The organism is Variovorax sp. BGA-UO-ETr-C22, assembly GCF_059567965.1.
The window spans coordinates 17495-32919 of the sequence record NZ_JCAQPA010000007.1 but is presented as its reverse complement, the minus strand read 5'-3'; the positions used below and the strand labels follow the sequence as shown (position 1 = coordinate 32919).

Below are 15425 nucleotides of genomic sequence, written 5' to 3'. Positions count from 1 at the left end.
AAGTCGACTTGAATTGGCACAGTCTAGCTCTCGCCGCTTGAAGGCACCTGAAGGAAAACGATCATGGACGACACATCTCCCGCCAATGCCGAACAGGCCGCCTTGTGGAACGGCCACGCCGGCAGCGCCTGGGTCCGGACGCAGGCCGTGCTCGACGCGATGTTCCAGCCGCTCGAAGCGCGGCTGAGCGACGCGGTGCGCGCCGTGGGCGCCCGCCGCGTGCTCGACGTGGGTTGCGGCACCGGCCGCACGACGCTCGCCGTGGCGCGGCAACTCGGCGCAACAGGGCAATGCCTCGGCGTCGACATCTCGGCGCCGATGATCGAAGCAGCGAAGGCCCGCGCCGCGCGCGAGGTGCTCCCGTCGGCCCGCTTCGTCTGCGCCGACGTGCAGGGCCATGCCTTCGAGCCGGCCGCGTTCGACACGGTCATCTCGCGCCTGGGCGTGATGTTCTTCGACGACCCGGTGCGGGCCTTCACGAACCTGCGGCACGCGTCGACCGACGGTGCGGCCCTGCGCTGCATCGCCTGGCGCGGCGGGGCTGACAACCCGTTCATGACCACGGCCGAGCGCGCCGCCGCGCCGCTGCTGCCCGGCCTGCCGCCGCGCCAGCCGAACGCACCGGGCCAGTTCGCGTTTGCCGACCGCGCGCGGGTCGCGGGCATCCTCGCGGCGAGCGGATGGGGCGAGGTCGACATCCAGCCCTTCGAGGTCGAATGCGCGTTCCCCGCGACGGCGCTGGCCGACTACTTCACGCGGCTCGGGCCGGTCGGCCTGGTCCTGCAGGAGGTGGATGCCGCGACGCGCGCGCAGGTCGTCGAGACGCTGCATGCCGCCTTCGCGCCCTATGTGCAGGGCGACGACGTGCGCTTTGTCGCGGCCTGCTGGATGATCGCGGCGCGCGCACCGGGGCAGGAGCGTGGCCATGTCTGAGGCCGTCGAATGCGCGTTGCGCACGCTGTGGATCGGCGCCGGCGCGACCGTGGTGATGGACCTGTGGGCCGTGCTGCGCCAGCGCCTGTTCGGCATTCCCTCGCTGGACTACGCGCTCGTGGGCCGCTGGCTCGTGCACCTGACGCGCGGGCGCTTCTTTCACGACCCCATCGGCAAGTCGCCGCGCGTGGCGGGCGAGGGCGTCATCGGCTGGAGCGCGCACTACCTGCTCGGCATCGCATTCGCGGCCGTGCTGCTCGCGGGCTGGGGATTGGCATGGGCGCGCCAGCCGACGCTGGTGCCTGCGTTGATCGTCGGCATCGGCACCGTGCTCCTGCCGTTCTGCGTGATGCAGCCGGCGATGGGGGCGGGCTTTGCGGCGCGCCGCACGCCGCGCCCGGCGATGGCGCGGTTCCAGAGCGTGGTGACGCACGCGGTCTTCGGCGTCGGCCTCTATGCGGCCGCGTGGGTCGCCCGCGTGGCGGGCCTCTAGATCAGAGCTGCCGGCTGCGCGCGAGCGGCGGGTTCTGCGCGAAGTAGCGCTGGATGCCGCGCATCAGCGCGTCGGCCAGGTTCTCCTGGTAGTCGGCGCGGCGCAGATTGGCTTCTTCCTCGGGGTTGCTGATGAAGGCGGTCTCGACCAGCACGCTCGGGATGTCGGGCGCCTTCAGCACCGCGAAGCCGGCCTGCTCGACCTGCGCCTTGTGCAGCCGCGCGCCGATGCCCTTGATTTCGCCGAGCATCGCGCCGCCGAGCTTCAGGCTGTCGTTGATCTGCGCGGTGGTGCTCATGTCGAGCAGCGCGCGCTGCACCTGCGCCTCGTGGTTGCCCACGTTCACGCCGCCGACCTTGTCGGCGTCGTTCTCCTTGTTGGCCAGCCAGCGCGCGGCGCTGCTGGAGGCGCCGCTCTGGCTCAGCGCGAACACGCTGGCGCCGCGCGCGGCGGGCGTGGTGAAGGCGTCGGCGTGGATGCTCACGAACAGGTCGGCCTGCACGCGCCGCGCCTTCTGCACGCGCACGCCCAGCGGCACGAAGAAGTCGGCGTCGCGCGTGAGAAAGGCGCGCATCGGGCTGCCGTTGACGCTGGCCGCATTGATGCGCTCGCGCAGGCGGTGCGCCACCTGCAGCACGATGTCTTTCTCGCGCGTGCCGTTCGGGCCGATGGCGCCGGGGTCTTCACCGCCGTGGCCGGGGTCGAGCGCGACGATGATGATGCGGTCGGTGCGGCTGGCCGTGGCGCGCGGCGGCGGACCGGGCGGCGTCACGGGCCGGGCCGGGGGCGCCGCGGCCACCACGGGCGGCGGTGCCGGCGGCAGCGGCATACCGCCGGGCGGCAAGGCTGGTGCGGGGCCGGAGGGCGCGGGGCGCGCGGCCTGCTGCGCCATCAGGTCGCCCAGCGGGTCGCCGGGCGGCATGGCGGGGCGCACGGGCGCGGGGGCCGGCGACGGTGCGGCGGGGGCGGGCGGGGCGGTGGCGACGACGGGGCCGTTGCTGGGAGGGGCGGTGGTGCTGCCGTTCTTGGGTGCATCGCGCAGCCGTTCGGCAATCAGCGCTTCCATCGGGTCGATGGCCTGCTCGGGGTACAGGTCGAGCACCAGCCGGTGCTTGTAGGCGGCCACGGGCGCCAGCGAGAACACCTGCGGACGCACGGTCTGCTTCAGGTCGAACACGATGCGCACCACCTTCGGTGCGTTCTGCCCGATGCGCAGGCCGTTGATGTACGGGTCGCCCGGCTTGATCTTGCCGACCAGGTCGCGCAGCTCGGTGTTCAGGTCGATGCCCTCGATGTCCACGGCCAGCCGGGGCGGGCTGCCCACCACGAGCTGCTGCGAGTTGAGGCGGGCATCGGATTCGATGGTCACGCGGGTGTAGTCGGCGGCGGGCCACACGCGCACGGCGAGGATGCTGGCGCCGCGCGCGATCTGGTGCACGCCCAGCATCAGCGCGATGCTGCCGCCTTGCAGCAGCACGCGCCGTTTCAGGCCGGTCGCCTTCATGCGGCCAGGCACGCCAGCAGATCGCTGCCGCGAGGGGTGTTCGCCAGGAGGGTCACGCTGCGGGTGTCGTCGGTCATTGCTTCTATTTTAATAGCTAGGTCGGCAGGTGGGGTGCGCCCCGCGGCGTTTTCCGGCCACTCGGCCAGCTTGAGGCCCGGGCCCGCGAAGATGTCGCGGAAGCCCGCGTCGTCCCATTCGCGCGGATCGGCGAAGCGGTAGAAGTCGAAGTGGTAGATGGCCAGCCCGTCCGGCGCCTCGTGCGGCTCGACCACCGCGTAGGTGGGGCTCTTGATGCGCCCGGTGATGCCGAGCGCGCGCAGCAGGTGGCGCACGAAGGTGGTCTTGCCGGCGCCCAGGTCGCCCTGCAGCGCGATGAATGCGTCGCGCAACGCGGGCGATGCGGCGAGCGCGCGCGCCAGCGCGTCGGTGTCGTCTTCGCCCTGCCAGCGCAGGGTGCGCGTTTCTACAATCGGCAAGTGATCGTCAGCCATCCACTCGTTGCTCGTATTCAGGCCTTGGCCCGGGAACTCGGATTCTCCCAAATCGGAATCGCGGGCGTCGATCTGTCGAGCGCCGAAGACGGTCTGATGCAATGGCTGGCCCATGGGTTCCATGGAGAAATGCAATACATGGCAACGCACGGCACCCGCCGCGCGCGGCCCGCGGAGCTGGTGCCGGGCACGGTGAGCGTGATCACCGCGCGCATGGACTACCTGCCGCGCGACACCGACGCCGAGTGGCAGGCCATCGAGTTCGACCGGCTGCGCCGGCCCGGCGAGGCCATCGTGTCGCTGTACGCGCGGGGCCGCGACTATCACAAGGTGCTGCGCAACCGCCTGGCCAAACTGGCCGAGAAGATCGCCGAAGAGGTCGGCCCGTTCGGCCACCGCGCCTTCACCGATTCGGCACCGGTGCTCGAGGCCGAGCTGGCCTCGCGCAGCGGCCAGGGCTGGCGCGGCAAGCACACGCTGGTGCTCGACCGCGACGCGGGCTCGATGTTCTTCCTGGGCGAAATCTACGTCGACATGGCGCTGCCGCCGAGCGAGCCCGTCAGCGCGCACTGCGGCAGCTGCAGCGCCTGCATCGACGTGTGCCCGACGCGCGCCATCGTCGCGCCGCAGCGGCTCGATGCGCGCCGCTGCATCTCGTACCTGACGATCGAGCACGCCGGCGCCATTCCGGTGGAGCTGCGCCCGCTGATGGCCAACCGCATCTACGGCTGCGACGACTGCCAGCTGATCTGCCCCTGGAACAAGTTCGCGAAGAAGAGCACGCTGCCCGACTTCGACGCGCGCGAGGGGCTCACGGGCCGCACGCTGGCCGAGCTGTTCGCGTGGAGCGAAGAAGATTTTTTGCGCCGCACCGAAGGCAGCCCGATCCGCCGCATCGGCCACGAACGCTGGCTGCGCAACATCGCGGTGGCGCTGGGCAATGCGGTGCGCTCAGGCGAGGTCGGCGCGAAGGAAGCGCTGGCCACGCGCGCCGAGCATCCGAGCGAGCTGGTGCGCGAGCATGTCGCGTGGGGGCTGGCGCAGCAGCCCGAAGATCCACCGATTTAAGCGGGCAGGATCTCGCGCACGCGCTCCCACGGGCGGCACATGAGCGTGCCGCGCGGCGACACGACGATGGGCCGCTGCAACAGGATCGGGTGCTCGACGATCGCGTCGAACAGCTGGTCGTCCGTCAATTTCTCGTCCGCCAGCTTCAGTTCTTCGTAGGGCGCTTCCTTCGTGCGCAGCAGGTCGCGCGCTGTCAGGCCCATGGCCTTCGCCAGCTCGCGCAGCTTCTTCTTCGAGGGCGGCGTTTCCAGGTACAGGACGATCTCGGGCTCCACGCCGCTTTCGCGGATCAAGCCCAGCACGTTGCGCGACGTGCTGCAGTTGGGCTTGTGGTAGATCGTCATCGGGTAGGCAGTGGTCGGTGTGCGTGCGGTCATGGCGTCGATTATGAGAAGAGAAGAACGGGCCTCAGCTTGTCTCTTCGTCCGCATCCATCGAGAACGGAAAGCGCGCCGCCCAGAACGCCGCCAGCCGTGGGTCGGCGTCCACGCGCCGCACCACGCGCGCCATGCGCGGCGCCACGCGGTAGAAGCGCCGGCGGGTCGGCGTCCAGCGCGACACCACGGTCACGTACAGGTCGAGCATGCTGAGCTTGTCGCCGAGCAGGTAGGGCGAAGGTTCGTCGATCTGCGTGTCCATGAGGTGCCAGCAGTGCGCGATGCGCGCGGCCGTGCGCTCGAGCACCACGGCCTGCGCGGCGGCATCGGCCGCGAGGCGCGAAGGCTCGTCGCGCACCCAGAACATCGAATAGATCGAGGCCGGCAGGTAGACCATCCAGCGCAGGTACTGCGCGCGACGCGGGTCGCCGGGCGCGGGGCAGAGCCCGGCCTCGGGATAGCGGTCGCCCAGCCAGATGAGGATGGCCGCGCTCTCGGTCATGACTTCGCCCGAAGGCAGCACGAGCGCGGGCACCTGCTGCATCGGGTTGACGCCGGTCAGCCGCTCGCGTTCGGACTCGCCCTCCCAGGGGGCGATGTCGACCGTGTCGACCTGCGCGCCGATCAGCGTCAGCGCGGCGTGGATGGGCGTGGCGCCCGAGCCGGGCGCCCCATAGAGGGTGTAGCGGTCGGCGGCTGCTGCTGCGACCGCCGGGGCGGATGGAGAGGCCATCCGCGCAGGTTACTGCAGGCGTGCGCCTCTTGCCAACCCGCTCAGGCTGCAAGCAGCGCGTCGACCTTGTCCAGCGCCTCGAGCGTCTTGAAGCAGGCCTCGGCCACTTCCGTGCCCTTGATCGCAAAGTGGCGGTGGAAGTACTTGCGGTGCTCCACGTGCTCGTGGAAGTGGTGCGGCGTGAGCACGGCCGAGAAGATCGGCACGTCGGTTTCCAGCTGCAGCGACATCAGCGTGCTGACGACGGTGTTGGCGACGAACTCGTGGCGGTAGATGCCGCCGTCCACCACCAGCGCGCAGCCGATGATGGCCGCGTACTTGCCCGAGTTGGCCAGGCGCTTGGCGTGCAGCGGAATCTCGAAGGCGCCGGGCACATCGAAGATGTCGATGAGCTCGCGCGCCACGCCGAGCCGCGCCATCTCTTCGAGAAAGGCGTCGCGTGCCTGGTGGACGATGTCGGAATGCCATTGCGCCTCGACGAATGCGATGCGCTGGCCGCGCGGCGAACCCGACGCGGTGACGGCAGAAAGGGGAAGGTCGTTGATCTGACTCATGGTGTGCCTCTTGAAAGCAGGTTTCCTGAATCAGGGCGCACGAAACCACAGGCCCGCTCGCGCGCCGGCTTGCCCAAAAAGAGCAAAGCAAGGCGCGCGGGCATGCCCGCATTTCGCGCTCTCTTTCATCCGGACTGTGACCGTCGGCTTCGGAATCGCACCGAAATCTGCTGACCCTCGGACCTGTGGCAGGCCCGAGGCGCTCGCGGGCTTGTGCAACTTTCGTTGCCATCACCGCCGGTGGGGAATTGCACCCCGCCCTGAGAACGCTTGCCGTCCGGCGAACCGGACGACGGCGCGATTCTAGAAGCCCCGTGCAGCGCGGGGTTGTCACCCGCGCGCCAGACCTTCGCCCGCGCGGGGATTTTCTTCAGAAGCGGTACGTCGCGCTCGCGGTCAGGGTACGGCGCTGGCCGTAGAAGCAATCGCCGCGCGCCAGGCAGGTGGTGATCTGCACCTTGTCGGTCAGGTTGGCGACGTTGAGTGCCAGGCGCAGCGGACCGTTGTCCCACGCGAACATCGCATCGAACAGCGTGACCGCGGGCGCGGGGTTGTTGTCCATGCCGTCGTACGACTTGCCCAGGTAGCGCACGCCGCCGCCGGCCGAGAAGCCGTGCAGGCCGCCGATCGAGAAGCGCTTGGTCACCCAGGCCGAGGCCGTGTGCTTGGGCACGCCCGAGATGCGCTTGCCCAGGTCGGAGCCGTTGCTCTTCGACACGCGTGCGTCGGTGTAGGCGTACGAGGCGATCCAGTCCCAGTCGCGCGCGATGCTGCCCTTGTACTCCAGCTCCAGGCCCTTCACGTGCACTTCGCCGAGCTGCACGCTGTTGAGCGGGTTGGTCGGGTCGGGGGTCTTGCGGTTGGTGTCGCGCAGGTCGTACACGGCCGCCATGAACGAGGTGCGCTGGCCCGCGGGCTCCCACTTCACGCCGGCTTCCCACTGCTTGCCGCGCTGCGGCTTGAAGGGGTTGTTCGACGTGTCGACGCCGCCCAGCGGCAGGAACGATTCGGCATAGCTCAGGTACGGCGCCCAGCCGCCGTCGGCCAGGTAGACCAGGCCGGCGCGCTTGGTGGTGGCCTTGTCGTCGGCCGCCGCGGCGGGGCGGCCTTCGGTGTCGGTGGTGGCCTTGTCATGGCGCAGGCCCAGCAGGCCGATCCAGCGGCCGTACTTGACCTGGTCCTGCACGTACAGGCCGGCCTGCTTCTGCACCACCTCGGGTGCGCGCGTGTAGCTGGTCGGCGCCGTGTAGTTGCCGTACACCGGCGCGTACACGTCGAGCGCGCCCGCACGGCCGCGGCCCGAGAGTTTGGAGGTGGTGTTGCGCTGGAAGTCGGCGCCCAGCAGCAGCGTGTGCTCGACCTCGCCGGTCCTGAAGTGCGCCTCGGCCTGGTTGTCGAGCAGCAGCATCTTGCCGCCGTTGATGTCGCTGCTCAGGTCGCGTTCGATGGTGCGCTGGTCGGCGTTGAACACCGGGCGCGCCGGACGGCCCGTGAGGCGGTTGGCCGTGAAGCTGGTGTACGAGGTGTTGTACCAGACCTTGCTCTCGGTCGAGCGCAGGTTCTGGCGCACCGTCCAGGTGTCGTTGAGGCGGTGGCTGAACAGGTAGCCCAGCGAGGTGCTGCGCGTGTCGAAGCGGTCGAAGCCCGGCTCGCCGGTGAAGGTCGAGGTCGGGATGCGGCCGTACAGCGAGGGCAGCAGCGTGCCCTGCCAAGGGAAGAAGCCGATCAGCGAGCCGCTCTTGTCCTTCTGGTAGGACGCCTGCAGCGTGAGCGAGGTGTCGGCGTTCGGGCGCCAGGTGAGCGAGGGGGCGATCGCGATGCGGTCGTCCGACACGTGGTCGACCTGCGTGCCGCTGTCGCGGTTCACGGCCACGAGGCGGTACATCCACTTGCTCTCGGGGTCGAGCGAGCCGGTGAAATCGGCGGCGATCTGCTTGCGCGCGTTGTTGCCCAGCTGCAGCTGCACCTCGCGCTGCGTCTCGGCCTGCGGACGCTTCGACACGAGGTTGAGCACGCCGCCGATGCCGCCCTGGCCGTAGAGTACCGACGAAGGGCCGCGCAGCAGCTCCACGCGCTCCAGCATGTACGGGTCGGGCCGGCTGGCGTTGTAGGTGCCGTAGGTGCGTTGCAGGCCGTCGAGGTACTGCACGGCGTCGCCACCGCGGGCCTTGAACGAATCCACGCGGCTGTCGAAGTAGCTCGACACCACGCCGGCCGTGTAGTTGGTGGTCTCGCGCAGGGTGAGCGCGCCCTGGGCTTCGATCTGGTCGCGCGTGACGACCGAGATGGCCTGCGGCGTCTCGATCAGCGGCGTGTCGGTCTTGGTGGCCGTGCTGCCGCGCCTGGCGACGAAGCCCGTCACGGGGCCGGTGGCGGTCTCGCCGGCATCGCCCGAGACGGTGACTGTGGGCAGCGCCTGCCGCGTTTCGGCAGCAGCGGCTTCTTGCGCGTGGGCGTGTGCGCTGGCGGCGAGCGCCACGGCGGTGACCGCGAGCGTGGCATAGCCCCGCCGCGTGCGCGGCGTTCCGGGGCGACGATTCTTGAGTGTCATGTGCAGCTTCTCCTGTGTCCTGTGTCGGACGTGTCTAGGGCGGGGGAGTGGCTGCGGCGCGGTCAGGCGCGCCATGGCTTCTCGGGTGCGATCGAAAAAAACGGAAACGAACGAGCGCGTGCCGTGGCGCATTCCGAAAGGAAAGCGCATCCGGCTGGTGTTGTGTGTCTACGGCGTCGTGGGGGCAGTGGCCGGGGGCGACGACGGGGGGTGTCGTCGCTCGGGCTGCTGCGTCTTCGTTCCTTCGAAGACGGCTGGCGGGCTCGCGGCGGGCGCGGGCGGCTGGCTGAGGCGGGCGATTATAAAAGGCCGCGTCAGCGGCCCGCGAGGAACTGCGTCATGCGGTGCAGTTCGTCGTCAAGGCCCGCGCGGAAGGGCGCGCCGTGCGGCTTCTTCGCGTCGGCATAACCGAAGGCCGGCTGCAGGCGGCCTTCGGGCGCGCTCACATTGGCCCAGCCGATCACGCGGTCGTGCCACAGCATCGGCAGCGCGTAGTAGCCGAACTGCCGTTTCGGCGCGGGCGTGTAGGCCTCGAACTTGTACGTCCAGCCCCACAGCAGCTCGAAGCGGCGGCGGTCCCACACCACCGGGTCGAAGGGCGCGAGCAGCCGCACCGCGTCGTCGGGTGCATGGCGGCGCGAGACGGGGTTCTCGTCGGCAGGCCAGTACCAGGTCGTGCCGTCGATGCGGCAACTGGCCAGCTCCTCGCGCGCCAGCCGCAGCGCCGCCTGCGTCTGCGCGGCCAGGTGCGGGGCGCCATAGCCGAGCAGGCGCACGAGGTAGGTCAGGCTCGTGGCCGGCAGCGGCGCGTACTTGCGCACCACCAGTTCGATGAGCGCCGCCGCGCGCTGTGCGCGCCCTGCGGGGCTGTCGTCGGCGGGCGGATGGCTCACGGCCTCGTAGACCCGCGTGCCGCTGTCGCGCCGCACCACGCGCAGCAGGCCGCGGTAGTGCATGCCGTCGAGCAGGTGCGTGGTCGCATTGCTGGAGCCGCCCCAGTAGTTCTGGATGCGGCCATGCGCGAAGTGCTGCTCGACCTGGCGCGGATGCACCGGCCCGTGCTCGCGCACATAGGCCAGCACGTCGGCGGCCTTGCGGCGCGTGTCGGCGTCCCAGGCTTTCTTGGCCTCGCGCGGATGCATCAGCGCCAGGTGCTCGCGCGGCAGGAATCCGTAGTTGACGAGGCAGTCTTCCTCGATCGCGAGCCGCGCGTAACAGCTTTCGAGATCGCCCGCGCGGTAGTCCTTCACGCGGTGGCGCAGCGTGAGGTCTTGCGCCCGCGCGGGCGCGCGGATCGGGTCGGCCTGCACGAAGCCGAGCTTGCGGATGGCGGCGGGGAGTGTCGTCGGCGTGAAGAGGGTGCGCGCGACGGCGTAGCGGCGCAGGTCGTCGAGGGTGGGGTCAGCCATGGGGCGGATTGCAGCACAAGCGGCTGCCTTTCGCTTCGGCCGGATCGATCAGACCGCGCTGCGGTGTCGTTCGATGCAGACGTCGAGCGTCTCGGCGCCGGGGCGCTGCCACCAGTCGAGGTTCGAGAAGATCTCGACCTCGCTGAAACCCGCAAAGCCTGCATCCTCGACCCACCCGCGGATCTTCTTCAGCTCGACAACCCCGTCACCCATCATCCCGCGATCGGAGAGCAGGTCGCGCGTCGGCGTGAGCCAGTCGCAGACGTGGTACGCCAGCAGCCGTTCGCGGCCGGCACGAGCGATCTGTTGCTGCAGCTTCGGGTCCCACCACACGTGATAGATGTCGAGCGCCACGCCGAGCATGCCGGTCTTGCCCGCATCGAGTTCGTCGCACAGGTCGAGCGCGTGCTCGAGTGTGTTGATGCAGGCGCGGTCGGCCGCCTGCATCGGGTGCAGGGGCTCGATGGCCAGCGGCATGCCGACCTCGCGCGCGTAGTCGAGCGAGGCGGCGATGCCGTCGCGCACTTCATTGCGCGCGCGGCTGATGTCCTTGTACGCCGCCTTGCCGTCGAGCGCACCGGGCAGGGCGCCGACCACGAGCACAAGACAGGGCGCGTCCAGCGTCTTCGCTTCGTCGATGGCGCGGCGGTTGTCGTCGAGCGCGGCCGTCAGGCCGGCCGCGTCGGGCGCGGGAAAGAAGCCGCCGCGGCAGTAGCCCGAGAGGCCGATGCCGTGCGCCTTCAACTGCTTGGCCACCTTGTCGAGCCCGACGGCCGCAACCTGGTCGCGCCATGGGCTGATGGCGCGGATGCCGCGTTCGGCGCACTGGTCGATGAGGCGGTCCAGCGGCACCTCGGCGCCCGACTGCTTGCGGATGGTCGCCGTGTTGATCGACAGCCAGTCGTGGTTCTTCGAGAAATCGCGCATGGTCGCCATCAGCCTTCCACGCCGTGCAGCGCCAGCAGCGTCTTCATGCGCCGCACCGCGAGTTCCGGCTGCTCCAGCAGGTTGGCTGCATCCGCGAGACGGAAGAGTTCAGCGAAGTGCTGCAGCGAGCGCGTGCTCTGCTGCCCGCCCACCATCGTGAAGTGCTTCTGGTGGCCGTTGAGCCAGGCCATGAACACCACGCCCGTCTTGTAGAAGCGCGTGGGCGCCGCAAAGATGTGGCGCGACAGCGGCACCGTGGGGCCGAGGATCGCGTGGAACTTCTCGCTGTTGCCCTGGGCCAGTGCGCCCAGCGCGGCACTCGCGGCGGGCGCGATGGCGTCGAAGATGCCCAGCAGCGCATCGCTCTTGCCATGCGTCGGCTCGCTGCCGAAGCCGTCGCCGGCGATCAGCTCGGCGTAGTTGAAGTCGTCGCCCGTGTACATGCGCACGCCCTTCGGGAGGCGGCGGCGCATGGCGATTTCCTTGTCCTTGTCGAGCAGCGAGATCTTGATGCCGTCGACCTTTTCGGGGTGCGCCGCGATGATGCCGATGGCGGTGTCCATCGCCGCATCGACATCCTTCGTGCCCCAGTAGCCCGCGAGCGCCGGGTCGAACATGTCGCCCAGCCAGTGCAGCACCACGGGCTGCTTCGCCTGGCTCAGGATGCGGTCGTACACGCGCTCGTAGTCGGCGGGGCTCTTCGCCACGCGGGCCAGTGCGCGGCTCGCCATCACGATCAGCTTGCCGCCGAGCGCCTCGATGGCGGCCATCTGCTCCTCGTAGCCGCGGATCACGTCGTCGACGCTCTTCACGTCGTCGATGTTCAGGTGGTCGGTGCCACAGCCCGAGGCGACGAGCGCGCCGGGCACGTCCTTCGCTGCATCGAGCGAGCGGCGGATCAGTTCGAGCGACGTGGGCCAGTCGAGGCCCATGCCGCGCTGCGCGGTGTCCATGGCCTCGGCCACGCCCAGGCCCAGCGAGAACAGGTGGCGGCGGTAGGCGATGGTGGTGTCCCAGTCGACGGCGCATTGCAGCCACGGATCGATGGCGGCGAGCGGGTCGGCCACGACGTGGGCGGCCGAGTAGGCGATGCGGTTGAACTTGACGCCCGCTTCGGGCTTGACCGGCGCGGTGCCGCGCAGGGCGTAGGGCGCGAGTGCGCCGCTCGCGGTGGGGAGGGTCAGCGACAGTGCCATGGCTTTGTCTTCTTCTTCCTCAGACCTTCAGCTGCGGCACGTCGATCCAGCGGCGCTCCTGCCAGGACGCGAGCGCGGCTTCGACCAGCTGCACGCCCTTGGCGCCTTCGGGCAGCGTCCACTTGTAGGGCGCGTCTTCCACCACGTGGCGGATGAAGTGTTCCCACTGGATCTTGAAGCCGTTGTCGTAGACCTGCGAGTCCGGAATTTCCTGCCACTGGTCGAAGAAGTTCATCGTCTGCTTCTCGTCGGGGTTCCACACCGGGCGCGGCGTGGCCACGCGCGACTGGGCGCGGCAGCTCGACAGGCCGGCCACTGCCGAGCCGTCGGTGCCGTCGACGTGGAAGGTCACGAGGTCGTCACGGCGCACGCGCGTGGCCCAGCTCATGTTGAGCTGCGCGATCACCGGCTCGCCGTTGTGGCCCGTGAGTTCGCAGGTGGCATAGGCCGCGTCGTCGGCGGTGGCCTCGTAGGGCTTGCCGGCTTCGTCCCAGCGCGTGGGGATGTGCGTGGCGCCGATGCACGACACCGACTTCACCTCGCCGAACAGGTTGTCCAGCACGTAGCGCCAGTGGCACATCATGTCCAGGATCATGCCGCCGCCGTCTTCCTTGCGGTAGTTCCAGCTCGGGCGCTGGATGGGCTGCAGGTCGCCCTCGAACACCCAGTAGCCGAACTCCAGGCGAACGCTGAGCATGCGGCCGAAGAAGCCCGCGCGGCGCAGCATGTCGAGCTTGCGCAGGCCGGGCAGGAAGAGCTTGTCCTGCACCGCGCCGTGCTTCAGGCCCGTGGCCTTGCCGGCTTCGTCGGCCAGGCGGGCGATCTCGACGGCCTCGTTGAGGTTGGTGGCGATCGGCTTCTCGCAGTACACGTGCTTGCCGGCGCGGATGGCCTTGGCCAGCAGCGTGGGGCGCATCTGCGTGGTGCCGGCGTCGAAGAAGACGGTGTCGTCCTTGTTCGCGAGCGCCTGGTCGAGGTCGGTGCCCCAGCGCGCGATGTTGTGGGTCTTGGCGAGCGCTTCCATCTTCTCGGCGTTGCGGCCGATGAGGATCGGGTCGGGCATGACCTTGTCGCCGTTCGACAGCGTCACGCCGCCCTGGGCGCGGATGGCGCAGATGGAGCGGATCAGGTGCTGGTTCATGCCCATGCGTCCGGTGACGCCGTGCATGATGATTCCGAGACGTTGGATGGCCATCGTGGGTTCCTTGGGGAGATGCAGGGGAAAAGAGAAAGGGGCTTCGATCGGCGTGGCGCGTGGCAACGCCGGGGGCAGGCCGGGCTGCCCCGCGTGCACGACGCGGCGCGAGACCTCGGCGTGTCTGCTGTTACTGCTGGACCGCGAGGCCGGCGGCCTTCACGAGCTGCGCGTTGCTGGTGATCTCGTCCTTGATGTAGGCGTCGAACTGCTCGGGCTTGAGCGTCCAGGCGTCGGCGCCCAGCTTGAGGAAACGCTCCTTCACCTCGGGCGTGGCCAGGGCCTTGACCACCTCGTCGTGCAGGCGGTTGACGACGTCGCGCGGGGTCTTGGCGGGCGCCATCATGCCGATCCAGAAGTTGAACTCGGAGCCGGGCACGCCGGCCTCGGTGGTGGTGGGCACGTCGGGCAGGGCGGCGGCGCGCTTGGGCGAGCCCACGGCCAGCGCCAGCAGCTGGCCTTCCTTGATCTGGCCGATGACGGGCGCGATGGGCGAGAAGTAGTAGTCGACGCGGCCCGAGAGCACTTCGGTGACGGCCTCGCCCGATCCCTTGAACGGGATGTTGGTCGCGTCGATCTTCGCGGCCATCTTGAACTTCTCGGCGTTCAGGTGCGTGGCGCTGCCCTGGCCGGCCGAGGCGAAGTTCATGCTGCCGGGCTTGGCGCGCGCGGCGGCCAGCAGCTGCGGCAGGGTCTTGATGTTCTTGCTGGGCGAGATGACCAGCGCGTTGGGCAGCGACGAGATCGGCGTGACGCCCGCGAAGTCGTGCACCGTGTCGAAGGGCAGCTTGGCGAAGGTCGACGGGCTCACCGTGTGCGACGACGAATGGATCATCACCGTGTAGCCGTCGGGCGCGGCCGTGGCCACCGCCTGCTGGCCGATGGTGCCGCTGGCGCCGCCGCGGTTCTCGATGATCAGCGCCTGGCCCATGCTGGTGCCCATCTTGTCGGCGATGGCGCGGGCAATGATGTCCGTCGTGCTGCCGGCGGCGAACGGAACGATCACGCGGATCGGCTTGGTGGGGTAGCCGTTCTGCGCTGCGGCCAGGCCCGGCAGCAGGGCGGCCAGGCAGGTCAGCGAGGCCAGGAGGGTGGTGCGTGCAAGTTGCTTCAAGGTTGTCTCCGCGCGGTCGGGCCGCAGTTCTTGAGTCATCAATTCACCATTGAGTGAATTAGTGAATTGTAGGAACGGCTGCGCCGCAGCGTCAACCGACGCTGCTTGGTGAAAACCCGGGGGCGTGGAAAAGGGTGCCTGCAGCGCCCGAAGGCTCAGTGCAGGACGTAGCCCAGCACGAGGTCGGTCATGTGCGAGAGGCGTTGCGCCATCGCCTTGGGGGCACGCAGGTCACGCCCGAAGATGGCCGACAGCGTGTGGTTGTTCGAGAGGTAGAAGTAGCACAGCGAGGCGATCGAGATGTACAGCTGCACCGGGTCGACGCCGGCGCGAAAGAGGTTGTCCTTCTTGCCGCGCTCCAGCACGGTGTCGAGCAGCTGCACCAGCGGCGAGTTCATCTCCTGGATGCGGTCGGAACGCTTCAGGTGCGCCGCGCCGTGCAGGTTCTCGCTGTTGAGCAGCGTGATGAACTCGGGGTGCTCCAGGTAGTAGTGCCAGGTGAACGACACCAGCTGGCGGATCGCCTCGACGGGCTCGATCTCGTCCAGGTGCAGGCGCTGCTCGGCGGCGCGGATGTCGGCGTACACGCGCTCCAGCACGGCCAGGAACAGGTCGTCCTTGCTGCCGAAGTAGTAGTAGATGAGGCGCTTGTTCAGGCCCGCGCGCTCGGCGATGCTGTCCATGCGCGCACCGGCCAGGCCGCGTGCGGCGAACTCGTCGCGCGCCGAGGCGAGGATGGCCAGTTGCGAGCGGTCGGCGTCGCGCGAGCGCGGCTCGAGCGTTTCGGGCAAAGAGTCCTTGGGGGCCTTCATGACGCGAATTTAACCAATTGGGGAATTAAGACAAGGCGTGGAAGGCAGGCACACATAATCGCCGGAGA

The 15425-nt window shown here is 69.3% G+C and carries 15 protein-coding genes and 1 riboswitch; of the genes, 3 read left to right on the top strand and 12 right to left on the bottom strand.

The features are described 5' to 3' along the window. Positions 1 to 63 precede the first annotated feature (63 nt). Together AC57B8_RS04180 and AC57B8_RS04175 are read left to right on the top strand one after the other, a co-directional pair. Positions 64 to 933, top strand: a complete 870-nt coding sequence (locus tag AC57B8_RS04180) for a class I SAM-dependent methyltransferase (RefSeq protein ID WP_496478760.1) — start codon at positions 64 to 66, stop codon at positions 931 to 933. Beyond that, positions 926 to 1426: a DUF2938 domain-containing protein gene (locus tag AC57B8_RS04175; protein WP_496478759.1), complete on the top strand. Its 501-nt coding sequence runs from the start codon at positions 926 to 928 to the stop codon at positions 1424 to 1426. The genes AC57B8_RS04180 and AC57B8_RS04175 overlap by 8 nt, the downstream gene beginning before the upstream one ends. A 1-nt stretch (position 1427) precedes the next feature. On the opposite strand, the gene AC57B8_RS04170 is transcribed toward AC57B8_RS04175, so the two are convergent. Both AC57B8_RS04170 and tsaE read right to left on the bottom strand, forming a co-directional pair. Continuing rightward, on the bottom strand, positions 1428 to 2930 hold the full coding sequence (locus AC57B8_RS04170; protein WP_496478758.1) for an N-acetylmuramoyl-L-alanine amidase: 1503 nt from the start codon (positions 2928 to 2930) through the stop codon (positions 1428 to 1430). Beyond that, a complete protein-coding gene (gene tsaE / locus AC57B8_RS04165) occupies positions 2927 to 3421 on the bottom strand; it encodes a tRNA (adenosine(37)-N6)-threonylcarbamoyltransferase complex ATPase subunit type 1 TsaE (RefSeq protein ID WP_056579690.1) in 495 nt (164 codons plus the stop codon). The genes AC57B8_RS04170 and tsaE overlap by 4 nt, the downstream gene beginning before the upstream one ends. On the opposite strand from tsaE, the gene queG reads away from it, so the two are divergent. Beyond that, positions 3407 to 4489: a tRNA epoxyqueuosine(34) reductase QueG gene (gene queG, locus AC57B8_RS04160; protein ID WP_496478757.1), complete on the top strand. Its 1083-nt coding sequence runs from the start codon at positions 3407 to 3409 to the stop codon at positions 4487 to 4489. The genes tsaE and queG overlap by 15 nt on opposite strands. On the opposite strand, the gene arsC is transcribed toward queG, so the two are convergent. From arsC to AC57B8_RS04110, 10 genes are all read right to left on the bottom strand, one after another. Beyond that, positions 4486 to 4866, bottom strand: coding sequence for an arsenate reductase (glutaredoxin) (gene arsC, locus AC57B8_RS04155; RefSeq protein ID WP_062473487.1), 381 nt, complete (start codon positions 4864 to 4866; stop codon positions 4486 to 4488). The genes queG and arsC overlap by 4 nt on opposite strands. Before the next feature lie 31 nt (positions 4867 to 4897). Next, positions 4898 to 5599: a glutathione S-transferase family protein gene (locus AC57B8_RS04150; protein ID WP_062473484.1), complete on the bottom strand. Its 702-nt coding sequence runs from the start codon at positions 5597 to 5599 to the stop codon at positions 4898 to 4900. Positions 5600 to 5640: 41 nt separating this feature from the next. Continuing rightward, positions 5641 to 6153, bottom strand: coding sequence for a 6,7-dimethyl-8-ribityllumazine synthase (locus tag AC57B8_RS04145; RefSeq protein ID WP_070061276.1), 513 nt, complete (start codon positions 6151 to 6153; stop codon positions 5641 to 5643). A 113-nt stretch (positions 6154 to 6266) separates the two neighbouring features. Continuing rightward, positions 6267 to 6425, bottom strand: a riboswitch (FMN riboswitch). A 98-nt stretch (positions 6426 to 6523) separates the two neighbouring features. Then, complete coding sequence (locus AC57B8_RS04140; RefSeq protein ID WP_496478756.1) at positions 6524 to 8704, bottom strand: TonB-dependent siderophore receptor; 2181 nt, start codon at positions 8702 to 8704, stop codon at positions 6524 to 6526. A 314-nt stretch (positions 8705 to 9018) separates the two neighbouring features. Next, the gene (locus AC57B8_RS04135) at positions 9019 to 10113 is read right to left on the bottom strand and encodes a DNA glycosylase AlkZ-like family protein (RefSeq protein WP_496478755.1); all 1095 of its coding nucleotides are present in this window, start codon (positions 10111 to 10113) and stop codon (positions 9019 to 9021) included. A 48-nt stretch (positions 10114 to 10161) separates the two neighbouring features. Continuing rightward, a complete protein-coding gene (locus AC57B8_RS04130) occupies positions 10162 to 11040 on the bottom strand; it encodes a sugar phosphate isomerase/epimerase family protein (protein WP_496479111.1) in 879 nt (292 codons plus the stop codon). An 8-nt stretch (positions 11041 to 11048) separates the two neighbouring features. Then, the gene (locus AC57B8_RS04125) at positions 11049 to 12236 is read right to left on the bottom strand and encodes a dihydrodipicolinate synthase family protein (RefSeq protein WP_496478754.1); all 1188 of its coding nucleotides are present in this window, start codon (positions 12234 to 12236) and stop codon (positions 11049 to 11051) included. A 19-nt stretch (positions 12237 to 12255) separates the two neighbouring features. Next, complete coding sequence (locus AC57B8_RS04120) at positions 12256 to 13431, bottom strand: Gfo/Idh/MocA family protein (RefSeq protein ID WP_496478753.1); 1176 nt, start codon at positions 13429 to 13431, stop codon at positions 12256 to 12258. 130 nt (positions 13432 to 13561) lie between these two features. Next, positions 13562 to 14545, bottom strand: coding sequence for a tripartite tricarboxylate transporter substrate binding protein (locus AC57B8_RS04115; RefSeq protein ID WP_139706941.1), 984 nt, complete (start codon positions 14543 to 14545; stop codon positions 13562 to 13564). Positions 14546 to 14700: 155 nt separating this feature from the next. Next, positions 14701 to 15357: a TetR/AcrR family transcriptional regulator gene (locus AC57B8_RS04110; protein ID WP_095946946.1), complete on the bottom strand. Its 657-nt coding sequence runs from the start codon at positions 15355 to 15357 to the stop codon at positions 14701 to 14703. Positions 15358 to 15425: the final 68 nt, after the last annotated feature.